The organism is Mesorhizobium sp. Root102 (genome assembly GCF_001425625.1).
GTDB lineage: Bacteria > Pseudomonadota > Alphaproteobacteria > Rhizobiales > Rhizobiaceae > Mesorhizobium.
In genome coordinates this window covers 1-20811 of the sequence record NZ_LMCP01000027.1, presented here as the reverse complement: position 1 = coordinate 20811, position 20811 = coordinate 1, and the positions used below count along the sequence as shown (strand labels likewise).

The window sequence follows — 20811 nt, the reverse complement described above, 5'->3', positions numbered from 1 at the left end:
CGGGATGGCAGCAAAATTCCGCGATTTTGCCGATCTCCTCGACAGCCAGGGTGCCGACGGTTTCCGCGCACGGGCCTACAGAAGGGCGGCGGATGTCGTGTCCAGGCTGGAACGGCCCGTAGGCGAAATCTTGGCAAAGGAGGGGCGCGACGGCCTCGTCGCCCTTCCGGCCATCGGAACAGGCATAGCTGGGGCGATTGCCGAGATGGTTGCAACCGGGCGCTGGTCCCAACTGGAACGGCTGCGCGGCGAGATGGAGCCGGAGGTGCTGTTTCGGTCGATCCCCGGAATCGGACCGCGATACGCGCACCGCCTCGCTGAGGACGGGCAGCTCGAGACCCTCGAAGACCTCGAGAATGCGCTCCATAGCGGTGCGCTTCATATCAAGGGCATCGGTCACAGGCGCAAGGAGATGCTGGGGGCAGCCCTCGCCGAGCGACTCGGCAGAGCTCGGCTGAGAACGAGCCATCAACCCCAACCCTTGCCGCCAGTGTCGATGCTGCTCGCTGTCGATCGCATGTATCGCGAAAAGGCGGCAGCCGGAGTGCTGCGCAAAATTGCGCCGAAGCGCTTCAATCCGAATGGCGAGGCCTGGCTGCCGGTGCTGCATGCGCGACATGACAACTGGCATTTCACCGCGTTCTTCTCGAACACCAGGCTGGCGCACGAACTCGCAAAAACAAGCGACTGGGTCGTGATCTATTTCCAGGCCGACGGCCAACCGGAGGGACGATGCACTGTCGTCACCGAAACAACGGGGCCGAGCGCAGGCATGCGCGTCGTCCGGGGACGGGAAGACGAACAGCAACTGAAGGAACCGGTATGATGGAAAAAGCGGACAGGACTGGCGAGGGCGAAACGGAACTCGAAGTTCCGCTCGAAACAGTATGCTTCATCATCATGAAGGCGCGCGAGTTCGATGCCAAGGATCCGGTCACCGAACCCAGCCCCGCCTCCAATCCGTCCGACGATCATTCCGCCTCGATCCTGGAGGATCATGACGACGACCCGGTTCTCGAAGAATTGCAGTCGCTGATTTCCGATCTTTCCGTCGACGCACAAATCGACCTGGTGGCCCTGATGTGGCTGGGTCGCGACGACCAATCCGCCGACGAGTGGCAAAGTGTCCGCCAGCAGGCAACTGACGCGCACAACGAGCATACTTCCGACTATCTCTGTGGGACGCCGCTGCTTGCAGACCATCTAGCCGATGGTCTTTCGACACTCGGCTACTCCTGTGTCGAATATGAACGCGAGCACTTTTAGTCATCACAACGCGCTAAGCTTGCTGACGGACGGCGTTCGATGTCGCCGCGCACGATCCCTTGATGCATCGCCATCGGGGCTCCAAGCGGAAGACATTTTCTGCGCCATTGATCCCGATCAATGAGCCGCCCCTTTGCAGGGGCTTTGATGCTGTTCTTGTCAGGCTGAGCTAGATTTGGCGACGCGGGCGCGATGACCTGCGGCAAAACCGCGGATTCGCGAAGCAATGGACCAGTTCGGTGACGACACCTGGCAAGCGGGTCCGCTGACCTCCAGCTCTAGCGCCTCTTGGGAGACCTAAGGTGGAAGGGTGGAGGCGGCGGTACCTGCCCATCAACTCACCTTCAAGGAGAAGAACCATGGCTGAAGCTGCCACCAAACTACCTGTCAAGACAGAGAAGAGCACTGCGCCGGCGCCAGTCGGCAACTGGACCACCCCGTTCGAAAGCCTGCGCCGCGAAATCGACCGGCTATTCGACGACTTTCACCCGTTCGACTTTCGCCTGCCTTCGACACGCTCCCTGTTCGGCCATGAACTGCCGTCCCTGCGCAATGCGGGCTGGTCGGTCGCGCCGGCCATGGATCTCGTCGACAAGGACAAGGAGTACGAGATCACGGCCGAACTGCCCGGCATCGACGAAAAGAACGTCGAGATCAAACTCGCCAACCGCACACTGACCATCAAGGGCGAAAAGACCGAGGAAAAAGAGGAGAAGGAAAAAGACTACTACCTGTCCGAGCGCCGCTACGGCTCCTTCCAGCGTTCCTTCCAACTGCCTGAAGGCGTAGACGCCGACAAGATCGAGGCGACCTTCGCCAAGGGCGTACTGACGGTCAAGTTGCCCAAGACGGCCGAAGCCCAGAAGGCCGAGAAGAAGATCACCGTCAAGGCTGCGTAATAGCCGTGACTGATGATCGCCTCAGCGCGCCTGTTCAGCGCGCTGAGGCTCTTACGAGAAGGCAATTTGGCGACCGCGCCCGTGGCGCAACGGAACACGTTCCCACTCTCGGGGGGTGCCGCGCTGCCATATCAACGCGATGGTTCGGCAATATTGCCTGGGCTATCAGGTCCGCAGGACTGATCGCGTGCTTGGCTTTCGGCTATCTCAAGCTTCGTCCGTTCCAACACCAGCAAGCCTTCGATGACGCGCCGCTGTTGCGGATTGATCTCGCGTGCGAGCAAACCCTGAAAATGGGCGATGATTGCGATGGCTTTGGAGCTAGCCGACAAGGGATATCCGGGGAGCTGGAGCTGATCGCAGAACATCACCCACAGATACTTCCGCAGACCTTTCGACCGCCCGTCCTGTGCTTACTGCTATGGCAGCGATGCCGACAGCCATCGCAGGTCTGCTGCAGCAGTCTAGGTGGAATCCCATAAGGACCAAACCGGATTTCGCAATTTCAGATATTGCGCCATTGATCTCACAAGCACAGGCAGATTGTCGTATCGATCTTGGTGATATCAACTTCACCATCAAGACTGTCTTCTCGTGCGTCTCCACCCCCAAGCAGAAGGCACAATCGACAAGCCGGGCCTGCGCAGCAGCGAGATGATGAAATGGCAGACCCTGCGGAACGTGGCGGCCCAACAGCGGTAGACTCAACTGCTGATCGCCGTTGGAAGCCTATTCCCCTACCCGGCATGCAAGATGCCCGGCCGTCGAATTTGACCTGCGTCAAGGAAGCCTTGGGCATTCCGTCCAAAAATGATTCTATGTGGCAACCAATATCGTCCGCCCCTTTCGATCGGGATCTGGAATTGGCCGTCATCGACAGGGACGGCCCTCACGCGCTCGTCTTTCCCTGCAGGCGTGTACTGACAGGCTGGATCAAATCGGCCACGAAGGAACGGGTTGATATCTCACCCACCCATTGGAGAATCTGGGAACCTGCCAGCAAGGATGTTTAGCGGCATTGCCGCATTCTCTATCTGTTGTTGTGCCCGCTTTTTCCCTTGTCAGCCTCCTCGGCTTTTCTGAGCTTTTCCTCTTCTTTTGCGAGCAGATCAAGCAGGGTGTTCCGCTTGACTTCATCCTTCTCCTCAGCCAAACGCTGTTGAAAATGCTCAATATTCAGGAGAGCAATCCGCTTATCCACTCTTCACATAGCAGCCGCAGCGGCTTCCCTGTTTACCTGCATACCAATATAGCACAGTCAGATTTGCAGGTATCGCGACAAAATTCAGTGGCGCATCGGGTAGCCGCAGTTCGATCTTTTCCAAATCGCCTGCGTCTGATCCCCCCGGCATAGTCAGTTCCGCCAAGGCATGCTGCAGCTGGCGTGGGACCCCGGCAGCTTTGGAACCACTCCCTACGAGTGCTCCCCGAACAATCCGCACCTACGCGATACCGCCCCGAAGATCCCCTGGCGCTCGTTGATGCAGGTCAAGGCCGCCAACGCCAGAGTGTGATTTCTTTAATATTCGGAACTCGCTCTGAAGGAGACGATCGATGTTCAATTTGCGCAATATTTTCGCTGCGGGGCTGATGCTGGGCGTTGTCGCGATGCCTGTTATGGCCGGGGCTGAGGACAATGATTCCGGTTGGTGGCCTCGTTGGGGCATGGGCCGGATGATGATGGGCCAATGGGGCATGGGCGGCCCGATGGGTGGCTATGATTCAGACGAGATGCTCGATCGGATCGACGGACGCCTCGCCTTCCTCAAGACGGAGCTGAAGATCACTGGCGAGCAGACGCCCTCCTGGGATGAACTTGCTGGCGTCATCCGTAGCACGGCCGAGTCTCATAACGCCTTGATGCAGGGCATGCTCAAGGAATTCCAGGACGGCGAGTTCCTGAAGAAGCCCTTGCCCGAGCGACTGGCCTACCAACAGACCCATCTCGAAGCGCGTCTGGAACAGGTAAAGACTGTCAGGGCAGCAGTCGAAAAACTATACGCAAAGCTGAGCGATGAGCAGAAGCAAGCCGCCGACGAGATTGTCCTGCCTATGATGGGTATGGGCATGGGGCGCTCGGGCTTCGGTCCTGGAATGATGTTCAGATAGCCTCCATTGCGACCTGCTCGCGTAATGCGCTGAAGGAGTTGGATAATCGCGGAGGAACTGACGTATGTTCGTCGCACTTCGCCTTGTGATCGGGCTAGCTCTGCTCGGCATCAACCAAGCCGCCGGCTCCACGATCTTTCCGACGGGGGTCGTCTACAGCAATTGGACTGACGAGAGCGAAGAGGCCAAGGTGTGCGAGATCGTCCTCGACGTCAGCAACCCGCCATCGCGGGAAGTCGTCAAGTTCATCGCGCTTGCCGGTTACAACAAATTCGACGGGACGGTTCTGGCCGGCTTTCTCATGGCTGCAGCCGACATCACGACAGCCGACAAATATCAAATAGCGCGGATTTCAGGCGCTGCATTCAGCTCCCGCACATTCAACTCGCTCGGCCATTTGGATTACGAAATCTATGACGACGGTACAGTCATGGCGACGACACAAGATCCGCTTCTCGCTACTACTTTCATTAACGCGGTGATTTTCGGAACTTATGAATTGCGTTTTGCGCGCCCAGATTCAAACGCCGAAATGCGAACCTACAAGATTGCATCCGCTCCAGGGGAACCCGTAACCAGCAATTTCACGCACTGTATGGATCACCTCGCCATCGAGTCCCACCGGATTCAATTGGATGCATCGACAAAAGGAAGCCCGCTGCCGGAGGGAGTTGGCAGCGGGCTCAGCATCACGATGGATCAGGGAGGACAACCCATCGCTCACCCACGTCAGGGGAGGACATGGGCACCCTAGAAGTAGGAACATGTTCCTATCATTCAAGACAGACGATCCAATTTTTGAGAGACTGTTGTTCATTTCCCACCCGCCCGCCCTGCTCGTTCGCCGGACATGGTCACGCCACGATGATTTGATCCGGCTCAATGCGAACATCGCCCTATACGCCAGAATGGCAGGACAAATAGAAGGAGCGATCGCATGACCCACACGTCAGCCACGGGATTCACTCATGCCGCCGAGCAGGCCCAGGAATGGGTGAACGAGTTGACCCAGGATCTGGGCTGGAACGAACAAAATGCCTACCGATTCATGAAATCCGTCCTGCACGCGGTGCGAGACTGGCTGACGCCAGAGGAGATGGCCGATCTTTCAGCTCAGTTGCCTACACTCATCAGGGGCATCTATTTCGAAGGCTGGAAACCGGACACGCCTACCTGGGAGAGGAAAAAGAGCGACTTCGTAATTTGTGTCAGGAAACACTTCGGATATGAACTTGACGTCGATATCGATCAGGCGATCAAGGCTGTTTTCAAGGTCCTCGACCGTCATATATCGCATGGTGAAATCGTCCAGGTTCGGAACTCGATGAAGAAATCGCTCCGTCAGCTCTGGCCGATGGATTGACCCATGTTCCGTGATCGACAGGAGGCCGGACAAAAACTTGGCGTTGAGTTGGAGAAGCTCGGCTTACATCAGCCGGTCGTTCTCGCCCTGCCGCGAGGTGGTGTCCCTGTCGCCGTGGAAGTGGCCAAAGCCCTGAAGGCGCCACTTGATCTGATTATCGTGCGCAAAGTTGGCGCGCCGGGAAATCCTGAACTGGCTGTCGCGGCGATCGTGGATGGCAACCCCCCGGACATTGTGCTGAACCGCGAGATCGTCGAGGCCTACACGCTCGACGATGACGGGCTTCGCGTCTTGATCGCCAAGGAGCGCCCGGAACTGGAACGGCGCCGGCTCGTCTATCGTGGCGAGCGCCCACCTCTGTCGATCACCGGCAAGACGGCAATCATCGTCGATGACGGTGTCGCGACTGGGACGACCATGAAGGTTGCGATCCGCGCCCTCAAGCGACGCTCGCCCCGCGAGATCGTCGTGGCGATCCCTGTCGCGCCGCCCGAAACACTGGCCGAGCTCGCCCAGGAAGCGGATCGGGTCGTGTGTCTCAGCCAGCCGGCACGTTTCCATGCCCTAGGTTACCACTACCACAGCTTCCCCCAGATTACCGATGACGAGGTGACGGAAGCTCTCGCCGAGACCAGACAAGAAGGTCGCACGGCTCAGCGAACAGTTCCGCGCCGGACGACCACGCCCCGGGTGGCTTGAGTCACTTCAAATTCCGTTCTCCGTCCGCCAGGCGATTGGCGGCAGGGTTTGATGAACATCAAGGTGCCTTGCCGTGAATGCCGCGACTGTCGGCGGAACACAGGGTCCGCGAAGCATGCATTCTCCGATTTTTTCTGCCCATGGGGTGACCAAGGTCTACCGCGCCGGCGAAGTCGAGGTGTTCGCCCTGCGCGGTGTCGATCTCGACCTCTATGAGGGAGAGATCGCTGTCCTGCTTGGACCGTCAGGCAGTGGAAAGTCGACACTGCTCAACATCATGGGCGGGCTCGACCGGGCGACCGCGGGTGAGGTGCGCTTTCGCGACCAGGACCTGACCACTTTCTCCGAGAGGCAGTTCACCCGCTTCCGGCGCGACCATGTCGGCTTTGTGTTCCAGTTCTACAATCTGATCCCGAGCCTCACCGCGTGGGAAAACGTCGCCCTGGTCACCGAGATCTCGTCCAATCCGATGAAGCCCGATGAGGCGCTGGAGATGGTAGGCCTCAAGGATCGCATGGCGCATTTCCCCGCCCAGCTCTCCGGCGGCGAGCAGCAAAGGGTGGCGATTGCCCGTGCAATCGCCAAACGCCCGGAAGTCATGCTGTGCGACGAGCCGACCGGCGCCCTTGATTCGAAGACTGGCGTTCTGGTCCTCGAAGCGCTGTCGCGGATCAACGAGGAGATGAAGACGACCATGGCGATCATCACGCACAATGCCGGCATCCGGCAGATCGCCCATCGCGTCTTCACCTTCAAGGACGGTCGCATTGCCGATGTCGCCGTCAACGACCAACGGGCACGGCCCGCCGAAGTTAGCTGGTAGCGCCGTGTCGGTCCTTGATCGTAAGCTTCTGCGCGATATCCTGCGGATGTGGGCGCAGGTCCTTGCCATCTCGCTCGTCATGGCCTGCGGCGTCGCGACGATCGTCATCGCCGTCGGCGCCTATCGCTCGCTGGAGCAAACCCGCACGGCATTCTATGATCGCTACCGGTTTGCCACCGTCTTCTCCGGGCTGACGCGCGCGCCGCTGCACCTTCGCGAGCGCATCACATCGATCGCGGGGGGTAGCGGGCTCGAACTGCGCATCGTCAAGCCGGTCTTGCTGGACATGCCTGGAATGGCCGAACCGGCCACCGCGATCGCCGTCTCGATCCCTGACCGCGGCGAGCCGACCGTCAACAGACTGTACCTGCGCATCGGCCGGCTGCCTGAATCCGGACGTCCCGGCGAGGTAGCGGTGACTGAACGTTTCGCGACCGCACATCGCATGGCGCCCGGCAGCACATTCCACGCCATTCTGAACGGTCGCAAGCGAACACTCAGCGTCACCGGCATCGTGCTCACGCCCGAATATATCTATGCGCTTGGCCCTGGCGACATGGTGCCAGACCCGCGGCGCTTCGGCGTCTTCTTCATGCCGCGAGCCGTGCTTGCCGGCATCTTCGACATGGATGGCGCATTCAACGATGTCGCCATACGCACCCAGCGCAGTGCCGACATCCAGGCGATCGAGGACGCGGTCGACCGTATCCTCAAGCCATTCGGAGGAACCGGTGCGCATGGGCGTGCCGACCAGATATCCCACGCTTTCCTTGACAATGAGCTGATCCAGCTTCGCGCCATGGCCGCCGTCATTCCACCGGTGTTCCTGTTTGTGTCGGCCTTCCTCGTCAACATGATCCTGTCACGGTTGATCGTGCTGGAACGGGAACAAATCGGGCTGATGAAGGCCGTCGGGTATGGATCGGGAGCAATCGGCTGGCACTATGCGAAGCTGACCCTGGTGATTGCGTTGATCGGCATCTCCATTGGCGCCGGTGCCGGCAACTGGCTGGGACACGGCCTCACCACCCTCTATGCGCGATTCTTTTCCTTTCCCTTCCTGATCTTCCAGCAAAGTCTCGACCTCTACGCCATCGCCGCCGCCACAAGCGCGCTGGCAGCGCTGTTGGGCGCGGCGCGGGCGATCTGGAGCATCGTGACGCTTCCGCCGGCGGTCGCCATGCAACCGCCGGCGCCGGCCCGATATCGGGCCTTCCTCACGGGCGACGGCCGTCTTCTGTCGGCTTTCTCCCAATTAACCATCATGGCGTTCAGGCATCTGGTGCGCTGGCCCGTTCGCTCGTTGCTGACGACATTGGGGACCTCGCTTGCGGTCGCTCTCCTGGTCACGGCACTGTTCTCCTTCGATTCCATAGCGTTCATGGTCGACACAGTCTTCTTCCGCGCCGAGCGACAGGATGCGACCTTGTCCTTCGGTGTCGAGCAATCACCGCGCGCCCTGCAGTCGGTCGCGGCCATGCCGGGCGTGTTGCGCGCCGAGCCGTTCCGAGCAACGGCTGTGATCCTGCACCATGGCTATCGTGAGCGCCGGCTGGTGATCTCGAGTGTTCCGCAACGCGCGGACCTCGCCCGGGTTCTCGATCTCGATCTCGATCCAATCGACCCGCCGTCGGCCGGCCTCATGCTGTCCGAAAGGGTCGCCTCGCTGCTCCATCTGCGTATCGGTGATCTGGCCGAGGTCGAACTGATTGAAAAGGCGCATCAAATGGTCCGCGTTCCCGTGACCAGCATCGTCCAGAGCTATGTCGGGCTCGCCGTCTACATGCGCGCCGAGGCGCTGGACCGGCTGGTCGGCGGCGGACCACGGATTTCCGGGGTAAGGGTATCGATCGATCCGGCACGCCTCGGCGATCTCTACACCGCCATCAAACAGATGCCCGCTGTCGCCTCAATCGCGCTGCAGGGCGTATCGCGCCAGCGCTTCCGCGAGACGATTGGAGAGAACATCACGATCATGACCAGCGTCTACACGGCGCTTGCCGTCATCATCGCCTTCGGCGTCGTCTACAACTCGGCCCGTATCCAGCTTTCCGAGCGCGCCCGCGAACTCGCCGGCCTGCGCGTGCTCGGCTTCACCAGGAGCGAGGTGTCGAGTGTCCTGCTCATCGAACTGACTACCATCGTCGCTCTAGCGCAGCCGCTAGGCTGGATCCTCGGCTATCTCTTCTCGTGGTCGGTCGTCAGGGGCTTCGAAAGCGACCTCTTCCGCATTCCGTTCGTGGTCAATCGGTCCACCTTCGCGCTTGCCAGCCTGGTCGTGCTCGCCGTGGCCACGATTTCGGCGCTGATCGTTCGGCGACGTATCGACAGCCTGGACCTGGTGCGCGTCCTCAAGACAAGGGATTAGCCCGATGAAGTCTATCTGGATCAAACGCGTTGGACTTGCACTCCTTGCCGTTGCGGTGGTTGCCGGCTTCGGCTGGGCTCTGCGCGAGCAGCCGGCGCTGGTGGATGTGGCCGAGGTGACCGCGGCACCGATGCGAGTGACGATCCGCGAGGAAGGTATGACGCGCGTGCGCGATGTCTATGCGGTATCGGCGCCGATCGCCGGTCATCTCACGCGCACTGTGGTGAACGAAGGCGACGTGGTGAAAGCAAACAATACGGTTGTTGCTGCCATCCATCCGCTCGACCCGCCACTGATCGACCGGCGCACGGAGGCCGAACTGCTTGCTAGCCGCGACGGGGCGCGCGCCGGTGTCGGTGTTGCCGAGATCGATTTGCAGCGTGCGCAATCAGCATTGAAGCTGGCGGAGGACGAATTGGCTCGGACAATCAAATTGTTCGGATCCGGTTTTGTCTCGGAGAGCGCCTTGCAGAGGCTTACCAACGAAGTCGACCTGCGGAAAACCGCAGTCGATGCTGCGAAAGCAGTCATAGGGCTCAGAAATGCGGAACTTGCGAACGCCGAGGCCCGCCTGCTGCAGCCCGATCCGGCGGACCCGACCGGTGAAAGCTGCTGCGTCAATCTTCTGGCTCCCATCGACGGAACCGTTCTTGCCGTCATGGCAAGGAGCGAACAGGCGGTGGCGGCTGGCGCCAAGATCGCCGAGATAGGCAACGTCCACGATTTGGAGATCGTTGTCGACCTGCTGTCGAGTGACGCGGTACGCATCGCCTCTGGGACAAAAGGTGAGATCAGCGACTGGGGCGGCGATCATACATTGCGCGCGACGGTGAGACGCGTCGATCCTGCGGCGTTCACGAAGGTTTCCGCGCTCGGCATCGAGGAGCAGAGGGTTACCGTCGTCCTGGATCTGGAAGATACGGACGTCCGACTCGGCCACGGCTATCGAGTCTTCGTCGAAATGACCGTCTGGGAGTGCGCCGAATGCGTCCAGGTGCCGATCCGGGCGCTGTTCAGGAACGGCGACCGGTGGAACGTCTTTGCTGCCGATGGTGGCCGCGCCAGGCAGACGGAAGTGCAGATCGGTCACATGAATGACGATGCCGCGGAAGTGCTGACAGGCCTGAAGCCCGGCGCCGGAGTTGTCATCCACCCGTCCGACGCCCTTGTCGATGGCGGCTTGGTGGAGCGACGCAACTGAATTCGCCACGGATTGGCATTTCGATTGATGAGTATCAACGCAAGAACCCGAAATCTCAATGCCCTCTCGATGCCTGGCAAGAAGGTCGAATGGATGCGGGCAAACCCCTTGGTGTCCGTCCTGGTCGACACGCGCGGCGAAGGGCGAGAATGGAAAAGCGTCGTGGTTGATGGTCGATACGAGGAATTGCTGGACTGGATCGGCCACATGCCGGAACGGGAGCATGCCTGGTCAATCTTAAGCAGGCACGTCGACTGGTGGGAACCTGGAGCCCTTAAGCCATGGACACCTCCGCTTGCGGACCACTCGACACATGTATTCTTTCGGATTTCGATCGAGCACGTGTCGGGTCGCGAAGCGAAAGAGCGTACTATCTAAAACATCGGTCGCGGCACACTGGCCGTGCTTCATCGCGCCATCAAGACAGGCAGTGATTGATCCTCAAGCATCGACTTGGTGACGCCACCGAAAATCCGCTCGCGCAACCGGGAATGACCGTAAGCGCCCATGACCATCAACTCGGCGCTGCTGTCGACCGCGTGCTGGCGAAGAACATCAGCGACGGAATGGTTCGCACTCGGCAGACGGTCGACTGTTACCTTCATGCCATGCCGGGCGAGGTAGGCTGCGGCATCAGCTCCGGGTTCCTGACCGTGGTGGTAATCGTCCTCCACCGGATCGACCATGACGAGACGCACTTCGTCGGCGCCTGTTAACATATCGAGTGATTCACGGACGGCGCGCGATGACTCAAGACGAGCATCCCACGCGACCAGTACCCGCTTCGGCTTCAGTGTCGGCCGCGTCCCCGGGGGAACGATCAGCAGCGGCTTCCCGGAAGAAAACAAGGCGCCCTCGATCACTTTGCCCTTCAGCGTCTCGCCAGCGAGCAACTCCGGCCCGATCACCGTGATGTCGGCGTAGCGTGCGCGGCGACCAATTGTTTCGTCAGCCCAGCCAACCTCCGGATATTCGCTGGAGACATCGGCCGAAAGCGCCCTGTTGGCGAGAAAAGCCGACACGGCAGTGGCTCGCTTCTTCAAGAGCTTCTCATCGGCCTGCCGCTCCTTCAGCCAGTCTTCTGAAACGATTGCCGCATACTCTCCGACTGGCGGCGGCGCGGCGATGACAACGTTAAGAACAGCAAGATGGGCACCGATTTCGTCGCAAAGCTCAGCGGCGAGTTTGAGATCGTCGTCGCCCATATGCGGTCCCGTAACCGTAAGTATCGTCCTGAAAGCCATGGCGGCTGCTCCCGATCTTGTGTCAAATTCGATGACAACGATAGCAAGGCGGTTCGGCATGTTCATTGCGTTGAATCAAAGACCATGCCGACGCCCAATTGATCCGGATCAACACGTGGACGCGTTGACGCAGTACGCTCAGCCGATCAATCGGTGGGTGTGCACATGAAATTCCTGATCGCAGCAGCTCTCGCAATCCTGACCTACGAAGCGTCTAGTGCGCAGGAAATGAGCTATGGTGAGGCGGAATATCTGAACTCCTGCGCGGTCTGTCATGGTCTCGAAGGCAAGGGCGACGGCCCCCTTGGCGATGTGCTGTTGAAACGCCCGGCCGACCTGACGCATCTCTCCGAACGAAACGGCGGCGCGTTTCCCTATTCGAGGGTCTTCGCAACTATCGACGGTCGCTATCCCATACCAAGCCATGGCGATCGCGAGATGCCGGTCTGGGGTCGCCAGTTCCTTGAGCAAGACGAAACACTTTACGGTCCCAGCGGCGGTGAGGTCGTCACGACCGAACGCATTCATAACCTGGCCGGTTACATTGAGACGCTGCAGCAATAGTCTCAGCAGCTGCGAAGGTCGCTAAATGGCTTGCTGCGCCTGCATGGATTGGTGCACGTTCTCTCTGCGCCACCAACTTAGCTCTGGACCGCGATGAATGACATCAGCCTGAAGTTGGACGAGCGCCTCGGCCGGATTCATGCCAGGCAGCGTCTGGGCATAGAAGACGACCACGAAGCACAAATCTTCGGCCAGGGCCTGAACTTCTTTCACTTGGAGAACTGGTATTCGATCCATGCGATGATCCGCAACGGGCTGAGGATCACGGGGCTCTATGGACGCGGGTGCCGCAACGCCGAGAACGTCCAGCTCCGCTTCAACACCATCGCATCGGCAACCCTGCCACGCGGCTTCGAAGGATTCCGGATCCTGCACCTCACCGATCTGCATACGGACATGAGCGGCCCCGCGATGCATCGCGTCACCGAACTCGTCGCCGGTCTCGACTATGACATTTGCGTGCTGACCGGCGATTTCCGTGCAAAGACTTTCGGTCCCTTTGAAGCTGCCGTCGACGGCGTCGCCCGCGTACGCGCCTCTCTCAAGGGTCCGCTATACGGGGTGCTCGGGAACCACGATACAGTTCGAATGGTTCCGGCCTTGGAGGACATGGGCATTCGCATGCTGATGAATGAGCTCGAAGTGATCGAGCGGGGCGGAGAACACATCTATCTCGGCGGAATAGACGATGCGCATTTCTTCCGGGTCGACAATATCGAAAAGGCGGCAGCCGATGTGCCCGCCGAGGCATTTTCGATCCTGCTTTCGCATACTCCCGAGATTTATCGCCAGGCAGCGCACGCTGGATTCGACGTGCTGCTGGCAGGTCACACCCATGGCGGCCAGATCTGTCTGCCGGGGGGAATTCCGGTCACCCTGGATTCGAAACTCCCGCGCACGATGGGCGCCGGCGCGTGGATGTACCATGGCATGATGGGTTACACATCGGTTGGCGCCGGCTCGAGTGTCGTCGCGGTACGGCTAAACTGTCTTCCCGAGATCACACTCCACCAACTGGTCCGCAAGGACTAGTAGGGCCTGTCTCTGATGCGCAGTATGTAGAGAAGCCGAGAGACCAGCAGTTCACCGATCCAAAACGCGCCGACACCGATCAGAATGTCCCAAACCGAAAACCCCACAAGGTTCCTGACCACCAGGAAAGGCAACAGCGATTCCGGCACCTGATCGAAGCCTGGCGCCTCGGCGCTCGAAGCCAAGCGCAAGCGACGTTTGATGAAGCTCGACAGCATGTCGCCGACCATGGCGGTGAAGCCGATGAGCACTCCGGTTTCAATGTCGAGCCCGACAAGGGGAGCGCCGATCGCAGTAGCGAGGGTTGCCAGGACGAACCCGCGAAGCGTCTTTGACTTGCCCAAGAGCGGATGTCCGTCCCAGAAGAGTCGACCGCCATCGATGGGCCATGCAAGCCAATCGCCAAGCATCTTCTTGGCGATGACAGGCACGCCGTTCGCGAGGGTCAGCAAAATGAGGCACTGAACAATCGACCAAAAATGAAGCTCGGTCATAGTATTCTCAAAGCGTATGGGGCCGGCGTCGTTGCGGAAATCGCGCGCCTGGTTTTGTGCAAGCCGAAACAAATACTACATCAGGCCAGCCCGCAGCGGTCTCATTGATGCCCATCAACGGCGAGAAATAATCCCTGTCGATGTTTGGTTGTGATATCCGATCAGGCGTCGCACTGAAGCGACGCGGATATTCGATGACAGAAACGGCGGCCGCCTCAGGTTCATGATGGTATTCCTCAACGGCCCGAATGCCCGACCCGGTCTCATCAGCGGCTCCACTGCCGCCTCGGCCAAACGTTAGGTAGTTTCCCTTAGGGACAAAACCGAATTTTGCTACCCGCGGATTCGCGCGATTGCTGTGTCACGGATCAACCGGGAGAACAGCCATGCACGCTTACTCGACCTCCACAATTGCACTGCCGTCACGGTCCTCGCAACCCAATACGCCGGAGGCTTTCGAGCCCGCACTGCTGCAGCCGCTCAGCTTCTTTCCCGCCGGTGCGGAGATTTATGCCCAGGGCGAAAAGGCCGGATCCCTTTATCAGGTCGAATTCGGCGCCGTCCGCATCTACCGCCTGCTTGCTGACGGTCGCCGGCAGATCAGTGCCTTCCACCTTGCTGGAGAGACGTTCGGCTTCGAAGCCGACACCACGCATCATTTCTTCGCCGAGGCGATCAACGCCACCGGCGTTCGGGTTTTCCGGATTGCCTCAGGCGTGGACATGTCCCGCCAGCTTCTGCCACTTGCGCTCAAGGGGTTGACCAAGGCTCAGGAACACCTGCTGGTTCTCGGCCGCCAGAACGCCATCGAACGCGTCGCCGCCTTCCTGGTCGACATGGCGGAGCGGCAGGGCGGATTGCGGCAGGTCGAGCTGCCGATGTCTCGCATGGATATCGGCGACTATCTCGGCCTCACCATCGAGACCGTGTCACGGGTCTTCACCCGGCTGAAGGAAAAGGGCGTCATCCGCCTGCTCAACCTGCGCAGCATCGAAATCGTCAAGCATGAGGCGCTTCACAATATGAGCGAGTGACGCAGATTGGTTAGTTAACGCCCGCAACAGACGGAAGGCACTAGGCTCGTCAATACCAGTTCCAACGATTGTAGGCAGCAAAATGACTACAGACGCCAAAGATACTCTTACCACACGCACTGGATTTCGCTTCGAAGTGCGCAGCGCACACCGCGAAGACGAACCCACCTTGGCGGAGTTCTTCACCCATGTGACGCCGGAGGACCTGCGATTTCGCTTTCTCGGCGGGGTGAAGGAGGTTTCGCATGAGCGCCTCGTCGAAATGACGCGTTCCGATGATGCCCGGATACACAATTTTCTTGCCTTCTCCATCGACGGGATGCTGATCGCAGTAGCAACTTTGGCATGCGATCAGGCTGGTCGGCACGGAGAAGTCGCGATCTGCATTCGCGCAGATCGCAAGCATCTGGGCGTCAGCTGGGAATTGCTCGCGTATATCGCAAAGTATGCTGAAAGGCTGGGCCTCGATACGATCGAGTCGATTGAGAATCGCGAAAACCGCGCTGCCATCGAGCTCGAACGCGATATGGGATTTGCCGTGACGACTTATCCTGACGATCCGACACTTGTCTTGGTTCGGCGAGAGCTGGGAAGCAAAGTATCTGACTAGTTGCCAAGGGTTACTTCCGCCTCGGATCGGACGTTCAATCGCCTTTTGAGGATATCAATGAGGCTGATAGTGACGGCTGTAGCAGCAGGGCCGAGAACGAGCCCGGAAGGTCCGAACAGGACAATGCCGCCGACCGCGCCGATGAAGGCCACCACCGTATGGAGCCGCAACCGATCCCCGACAAGCATCGGGTAGAGCAAATTGTCGATGCCGGCGACAATGACGCCGCCCCAGATGGTCAATATCGCCGCGCTTGCCCAGCTGCCTTCCAGCGCGAGATAGACCGCTGCCGGTACCCAGATTACGAATGCGCCGAGGACAGGCACGATGGCCAGAAGTCCCATCACCAGGCCCCAGAAGACCGGAGTGGGCAAGCCGAGCCACCAGAACATCAGACCACCCAGCGCTCCCTGAACAGCGGCGACGCAAACGGTGCCGATGAGCGTGGCATGTACCGTTTCTGCAAAACGGGACAGAATGTATGCCGTTTCCGGAGCATGCAGGGGCGAAAGGCTCTCAATCCATCGCAGGGCATGTTCGCGATCCCGCAGGAAATAGAACAGAAAATAGAACGTCAGCACGACCATCACCACTTGATTGATGGAGCCGCGCAATAGCGATGTGCTTTGTCCCGTCAGCCATTGAGCGAATGCGGCGACTGAGCCGGCCGGATCGAGCCGGTCCTCAATCCACTGGGCAAAGGCTGAAAGCCTGGGATAGTCTAACGCGAAGCCTTTTGCGTTCCATCCCCGGATAACCTCCTCAAGATAGGTAGCTCCATTTGCCGCCTCGCGAACGAGTTGCTGTGCCACGAAAATCAGCGGCAGGCCGACTGCAACCGCCGCAACGCTTACCGATATCAGGGCTGCCAGATCTCGATTTCCGGTCTTCGCCTCCACCTTCAGATGGGCCGGATGAAGGACGATTGCCAGCACGAGTGCCCAAGTCAATGCCGGTAAAAACGGCAGCACCAACAGATAGCAGACATATACACCGATCGCTGTCGCCGCCAGGACGCCCAGCAATCTTACCTGTTTCATGTCGGACAACTGTTTAAGGCCGAGCATGTCGCGCCATCTCGCAAGCCAAGTGAGCCTAACGGGTTTCCTGACAAAAGGGCAGCTTCCGCTGTCATATCCTCACCGCTGTGGTACCTAGCAAACCTTGAATCCGACAGCGATGATGGATCGGCAAGCTCAAGACTTCAAACCTTCCAAATTGATGTCGCCGCGACAGGCAAGCACCAACGGGACTGCAACAACACCGCTGACGAGAAGTAACCAGTCTTGCGGCACGCCGAGGAGGAGCGCTGCACTCCCTCCGATCAACGACCAGATGTACGGGATCGCGATCAACCACCGCGACATAGGAGGCTTTGCGAAGAGGAACAAACCGAAGGTGAAAATCGTCACCGGACAGGGCGTGACACAGAACACCGGCATTTGCGGATATGCGTGACCCGTCCAGATGCCTAGAAGGGGGTAAAGGACGACCGCATAGGCGACCAAACCAATTCCCACGCCTGCTGCAGGTCCAGAACCCAGCCCGAAGCGCAGTTCGTTCCCTGACGACACCAACATAGGCCAGCATGGCTCCCGGCGCGACAAAGAGGCCGCCAAAGATAAGCGCGGCCTTGTTGATCTCGGCAAAGTGGAGCCAATGATATCCAACTCCGGTCCACAGCCACATGATTGCAAGGGTGCCAACGATCAGACGATCCGCCATTTGCCGTCGCCAAAACAACAGGGCCACGGCAAGCAAGCCAAGGGCAAATGCAGCCAGTTGCGCGGGCCAGATGGCTTCATTGTATGCGACCAGGTTGGCGAGAAACTGATCACGCGTGAAGGGCAACATCGAGTGCATCTCCAAGCTGCATCACCATAGCCGTGGTCACAGGACACTCGTTTGATCTGGCGCAAATCAGCGGCCTCCCAATTTGCTCTCACTCAAGCGGCCCGTCTCCCAGCCATACTTAAGAATGGGGCCATTCTCATTCCGGTCCTGCATCGGCGGCCCACGACGTATGAATGTCTCTTCAGCGTCGTCTCCCAGATCGTGGGAAGTCGACACCCTTGCTTCGCGTCAAGTTGCAAACCCTGGCAGGTCTGGAGGCAATGTTGACCATTTGCGCGACTCCAAATGGCTCCGACATTTCTCGCCTCATCGGGCCATGCGGGGTAGGCGTCCGTGCATCGATCGGCATCGCGGTCCGACTTCCAGTGTTTCAGGCTTTCAGCCCATCCCGCCAGAAATGTTTCAGGACCTCAAGGCAGACCAACACCGCTATCCCGGCAGCAAGGGTCACGGTGAGATCGTCCAGATGCAGCGGTCCAAACTGGAAGAGAGTACTGGCGAGCGGCCAGAAAAGTGTCCCACCCAGTGCGGCAGCAACCACCACGACGACGATACCAAGCGATCGATTTGGACGGAACAATGAGACCAGCAGTGAATCACTGAACGTACGGTTGACGAAAATCAGCCCGACGATCGTTAGCACCAGCGAGAAGAATGTCAGCGCGCGAATTTCATTTTCCGGTATTCCCCAGTGCAGGGAGAGAAGAAAAATAGCGGCGACGAGAGCAAACGCCAGCGTGCCCTGCACAACGCTCCATGCGATCAACGAGCGCGAGAAGAGCGCCGCTTCCGGATCCCGCGGCGGACGCTTCATCGTGTCATTTTCCTCGGTTTCTGCTTCAAAGACCAACGAGCAGACCGGATCGATCACCATCTCCAGAAAGGCAATGTGAATTGGCCCGAACAGGATAGGAAGCCCAAACAGCAATGGAAGCAGGGCCAGCCCGGCGATCGGCACGTGCACGGCAAGGATGAAGCCCATTGCCTTGCGCAAGTTGTCGTAGATGCGGCGGCCCAGCCGGATGGCTTTGACTATCGACCCGAAATCGTCGTCGAGGAGGACGATGGACGACGCCTCGCGCGCGACATCCGTGCCGCGACCGCCCATGGCAATGCCAATGTTTGCGGCTTTCAGCGACGGAGCATCGTTGACGCCGTCTCCCGTCATGGCGACAATTTCGCCATTGGCCTTCAAGGCTCTGACGATTGCCAATTTCTGCTCGGGCATGATCCGCGCGAACACCGCCGCGGTTTTCACGCGCGCCGACAGGGCTGCGCCATCCAGTGCCTTGAGCTCTTCACCGGTGACGACTTCGTTGAAATCGAGCCCAGCCTCGCGGGCAATCGCTCTCGCGGTCGCGGGATAGTCCCCGGTAATCATGATCACTCTGATTCCGGCGGAGCGGCAATTGCCCACCGCGTCCGGAACCCCTGAACGCAGGGGGTCGGCAAGTCCGACGAGGCCCAAGAATTCGAAATCGAAACCAGTCTGCCTGTCCGGCAATTGATCGCCGGCATGGCTGGAACGCGCAACGCCTAGGACGCGCAGTCCTTCCGTCGCCATGGCGTCCACAACATCCTTGACCGAAGCGACCCGATCCGCAGGTAGACGACAGAGTGCCGCGATGGCCTCCGGCGAACCCTTGGCGGCAATCAGGCAGTCGCCGCCACCAGCCGATGATTGCCAGGCATTCGACATTGCCAACAGTTCAGGGCGCAACCCATAGGCGCGGGTCAGTTTCCGATCAGCACTGTCCGCGCGCATGGGCAATCGCTCCTGCGCGAGTTTGTGAAATGCCCTTTCCATCGGATCAAAGGGAATCTCGGCACTGGCAAGCACGCCGACCTCGACCAACTCCCCAAATGCCGCCGGCATCTCTGTGTTCGAGTTGTTCAGCAGGCGAAACAGTTTGCCATCGGGCGTTCTCAGTTCTGCAATTGTCATGCGGTTCTCGGTCAGCGTTCCGGTCTTGTCTGTGCAAAGGACCGTTGCCGAGCCAAGCGTCTCGATCGCTGCTGCACGACGGGTGAGCACGCGCGCCTGCGAGATGCGCCATGCGCCCATGGCCATGAAGATTGTCAGCACCATGGGAAACTCCTCGGGCAGCATCGACATGCCGAGCGCAATACCCGCCAACACCGCGTCAAGCCATCCGCTGCGTAACAAGCCATAAAGCACGACCGCGAGAATACTGACCGCGCCGCCGACCAGTGCGAAGATGCCGACAAGTCGTTTTGTCTGTCGCTGCAAGCGGGGTGCTTCGGTCTCCATGGTACTAAGCGCTTGCCCGATCGCCCCGATTTGGCTGAGCGGCCCGGTTGCCAGAACTTCGCCGATGCCTGAACCGCGAACGACGAGTGATCCGGAAAATGCGAAAGGCAGGTCGTCACCCCCCGGCCGGCGTTCGGCTGGCAGATCGCCTTCCTCGGCTGCGATCTTGCGCACCGGCATGGATTCTCCTGTCAGCAAGGACTCATCGGCCTGGATGTCCAGGCTCTGGATGAGCAGAACATCGGCCGGAACCCGGTCCCCCTCCCCCAGCACGACGGTATCGCCGCGTACCACCTCGCGACCTGCAATCCGCTTGCGTTCGCCATCGCGTATCACCAGAGCGCGCGGACTTGTCAGATCGCGCAACGCCTCGAGAACACGCTCGGTCCGCGCCTCCTGAACGATGGTAATTCCCACCGACAAGCTGCCAAATGCGATAAGGATCAACGCCTCCTGAAGATCGCCAAGAAGCAGGTAAACGCAGCCTCCACCCAACAGCAGCGCAAGCATCGGCTCGCGCATGACCTCGATAGCAATGCGCAATGGCGTCCGACGGCTTGACCTGGGCAACTCGTTGAACCCTTCGATGACAAGCCTAGCCTGTGCTTCGGCCTCGCTGAGACCGGTCAAGGCAATGGTCGATGAGGTGGCTCGAGACATCTAGGCTTTCTTCCATTGCCAGCGCATTGTACGGGTGCGCCGTCAGGCTCCGTCACTTGCTCAGGTGCTACTGCCGCCCGTGTCGAGCGCCCTTCGCATGCGCCTGATGATCTCTGCGCGACCTCGTTCGTCGGCCGCGTTCCAGAAGCGGGCGCGAAGGCCTTCGGCGACCGTGGTCCATTCGCCATATTCCAAAGCCCGAAACAAGGTCATGCACGCGACGGCATCCTGCAGGCGGTAGATCGGTTCGACCGGCGGCCGACCGCGCTGCGCATTGCGGCGATTCAGGTGCTCGACCTCCATTTCCTGGATATGCGCC

At 59.6% G+C, this 20811-nt stretch carries 22 protein-coding genes and 1 pseudogene; 16 read left to right on the top strand and 7 right to left on the bottom strand.

The window, feature by feature from the left end:
• The first annotated feature begins 4 nt into the window (after positions 1–4).
• The 3 genes from ASD12_RS21250 (at position 5) to ASD12_RS21240 (ending at position 2165) form a co-directional block, all read left to right on the top strand.
• Positions 5–826 carry a DNA-binding protein gene (locus tag ASD12_RS21250; RefSeq protein WP_244482927.1) on the top strand — a complete coding sequence of 274 codons (822 nt, stop codon included), beginning with the start codon at positions 5–7 and terminating at the stop codon, positions 824–826.
• The gene (locus tag ASD12_RS21245) at positions 826–1266 is read left to right on the top strand and encodes a DUF3775 domain-containing protein (RefSeq protein ID WP_164482291.1); all 441 of its coding nucleotides are present in this window, start codon (positions 826–828) and stop codon (positions 1264–1266) included. The genes ASD12_RS21250 and ASD12_RS21245 overlap by 1 nt, the downstream gene beginning before the upstream one ends.
• Positions 1267–1625: 359 nt before the next feature.
• A complete protein-coding gene (locus ASD12_RS21240; RefSeq protein WP_056590611.1) occupies positions 1626–2165 on the top strand; it encodes an Hsp20/alpha crystallin family protein in 540 nt (179 codons plus the stop codon).
• Between the two features lie 131 nt (positions 2166–2296).
• Here ASD12_RS21240 and ASD12_RS21235 read toward each other — a convergent pair whose 3' ends face one another.
• Entirely contained in the window at positions 2297–2497 is a 201-nt protein-coding gene (locus ASD12_RS21235; RefSeq protein ID WP_156388986.1) for a hypothetical protein, read from the bottom strand.
• A gap of 686 nt (positions 2498–3183) precedes the next feature.
• Here ASD12_RS21235 and ASD12_RS34270 point away from each other — a divergent pair.
• The 9 genes from ASD12_RS34270 (at position 3184) to ASD12_RS21195 (ending at position 11106) form a co-directional block, all read left to right on the top strand.
• On the top strand, positions 3184–3519 hold the full coding sequence (locus ASD12_RS34270; protein WP_156398633.1) for a hypothetical protein: 336 nt from the start codon (positions 3184–3186) through the stop codon (positions 3517–3519).
• 200 nt (positions 3520–3719) lie between these two features.
• Positions 3720–4274: a Spy/CpxP family protein refolding chaperone gene (locus ASD12_RS21230; protein ID WP_056590606.1), complete on the top strand. Its 555-nt coding sequence runs from the start codon at positions 3720–3722 to the stop codon at positions 4272–4274.
• 64 nt (positions 4275–4338) lie between these two features.
• Positions 4339–5028, top strand: a complete 690-nt coding sequence (locus ASD12_RS21225) for a hypothetical protein (RefSeq protein ID WP_056590603.1) — start codon at positions 4339–4341, stop codon at positions 5026–5028.
• A 183-nt stretch (positions 5029–5211) separates the two neighbouring features.
• Entirely contained in the window at positions 5212–5637 is a 426-nt protein-coding gene (locus ASD12_RS21220) for a DUF2267 domain-containing protein (RefSeq protein ID WP_056590600.1), read from the top strand.
• 3 nt (positions 5638–5640) lie between these two features.
• Positions 5641–6336: a phosphoribosyltransferase gene (locus ASD12_RS21215; protein ID WP_056590598.1), complete on the top strand. Its 696-nt coding sequence runs from the start codon at positions 5641–5643 to the stop codon at positions 6334–6336.
• 115 nt (positions 6337–6451) lie between these two features.
• Positions 6452–7159 (top strand): ABC transporter ATP-binding protein, encoded by a 708-nt coding sequence (locus ASD12_RS21210; RefSeq protein ID WP_056590595.1) that lies wholly within the window; start codon positions 6452–6454, stop codon positions 7157–7159.
• Positions 7160–7163: 4 nt separating this feature from the next.
• On the top strand, positions 7164–9527 hold the full coding sequence (locus ASD12_RS21205; protein ID WP_082525584.1) for an ABC transporter permease: 2364 nt from the start codon (positions 7164–7166) through the stop codon (positions 9525–9527).
• Between the two features lie 4 nt (positions 9528–9531).
• Positions 9532–10728: an HlyD family efflux transporter periplasmic adaptor subunit gene (locus ASD12_RS21200; protein ID WP_056590590.1), complete on the top strand. Its 1197-nt coding sequence runs from the start codon at positions 9532–9534 to the stop codon at positions 10726–10728.
• A gap of 27 nt (positions 10729–10755) precedes the next feature.
• Positions 10756–11106, top strand: a complete 351-nt coding sequence (locus tag ASD12_RS21195; RefSeq protein WP_156398632.1) for a pyridoxamine 5'-phosphate oxidase family protein — start codon at positions 10756–10758, stop codon at positions 11104–11106.
• A gap of 29 nt (positions 11107–11135) precedes the next feature.
• Here the strand turns inward: ASD12_RS21195 and ASD12_RS21190 are convergent, their stop codons facing one another.
• The gene (locus ASD12_RS21190) at positions 11136–11972 is read right to left on the bottom strand and encodes a universal stress protein (RefSeq protein ID WP_056590657.1); all 837 of its coding nucleotides are present in this window, start codon (positions 11970–11972) and stop codon (positions 11136–11138) included.
• A 165-nt stretch (positions 11973–12137) separates the two neighbouring features.
• On the opposite strand from ASD12_RS21190, the gene ASD12_RS21185 reads away from it, so the two are divergent.
• Complete coding sequence (locus tag ASD12_RS21185; protein ID WP_056590587.1) at positions 12138–12536, top strand: c-type cytochrome; 399 nt, start codon at positions 12138–12140, stop codon at positions 12534–12536.
• A gap of 93 nt (positions 12537–12629) precedes the next feature.
• On the top strand, positions 12630–13568 hold the full coding sequence (locus tag ASD12_RS21180) for a metallophosphoesterase (protein ID WP_056590584.1): 939 nt from the start codon (positions 12630–12632) through the stop codon (positions 13566–13568).
• On the opposite strand, the gene ASD12_RS21175 is transcribed toward ASD12_RS21180, so the two are convergent.
• Positions 13565–14062: a CDP-archaeol synthase gene (locus ASD12_RS21175; RefSeq protein ID WP_056590582.1), complete on the bottom strand. Its 498-nt coding sequence runs from the start codon at positions 14060–14062 to the stop codon at positions 13565–13567. The two genes, ASD12_RS21180 and ASD12_RS21175, sit on opposite strands and share 4 nt — an antisense overlap.
• Before the next feature lie 386 nt (positions 14063–14448).
• Here ASD12_RS21175 and ASD12_RS21170 point away from each other — a divergent pair, with 386 nt between their 5' ends.
• A complete protein-coding gene (locus ASD12_RS21170) occupies positions 14449–15096 on the top strand; it encodes a helix-turn-helix domain-containing protein (protein ID WP_056590578.1) in 648 nt (215 codons plus the stop codon).
• A gap of 82 nt (positions 15097–15178) precedes the next feature.
• Entirely contained in the window at positions 15179–15706 is a 528-nt protein-coding gene (locus ASD12_RS21165; RefSeq protein WP_056590575.1) for a GNAT family N-acetyltransferase, read from the top strand.
• Here ASD12_RS21165 and ASD12_RS21160 read toward each other — a convergent pair.
• The 4 genes and pseudogenes from ASD12_RS21160 to ASD12_RS34265 all read right to left on the bottom strand — a co-directional run.
• Positions 15703–16773, bottom strand: a complete 1071-nt coding sequence (locus ASD12_RS21160; protein WP_056590572.1) for an AI-2E family transporter — start codon at positions 16771–16773, stop codon at positions 15703–15705. The two genes, ASD12_RS21165 and ASD12_RS21160, sit on opposite strands and share 4 nt — an antisense overlap.
• 129 nt (positions 16774–16902) lie before the next feature.
• Positions 16903–17286, bottom strand: a complete 384-nt coding sequence (locus ASD12_RS34910) for a DUF6064 family protein (protein ID WP_056590569.1) — start codon at positions 17284–17286, stop codon at positions 16903–16905.
• A gap of 644 nt (positions 17287–17930) precedes the next feature.
• Positions 17931–20492: a cation-translocating P-type ATPase gene (locus ASD12_RS21150; RefSeq protein ID WP_056590566.1), complete on the bottom strand. Its 2562-nt coding sequence runs from the start codon at positions 20490–20492 to the stop codon at positions 17931–17933.
• A 135-nt stretch (positions 20493–20627) separates the two neighbouring features.
• Positions 20628–20811 (bottom strand): annotated as a pseudogene (locus tag ASD12_RS34265) (MBL fold metallo-hydrolase); the annotation flags it as partial.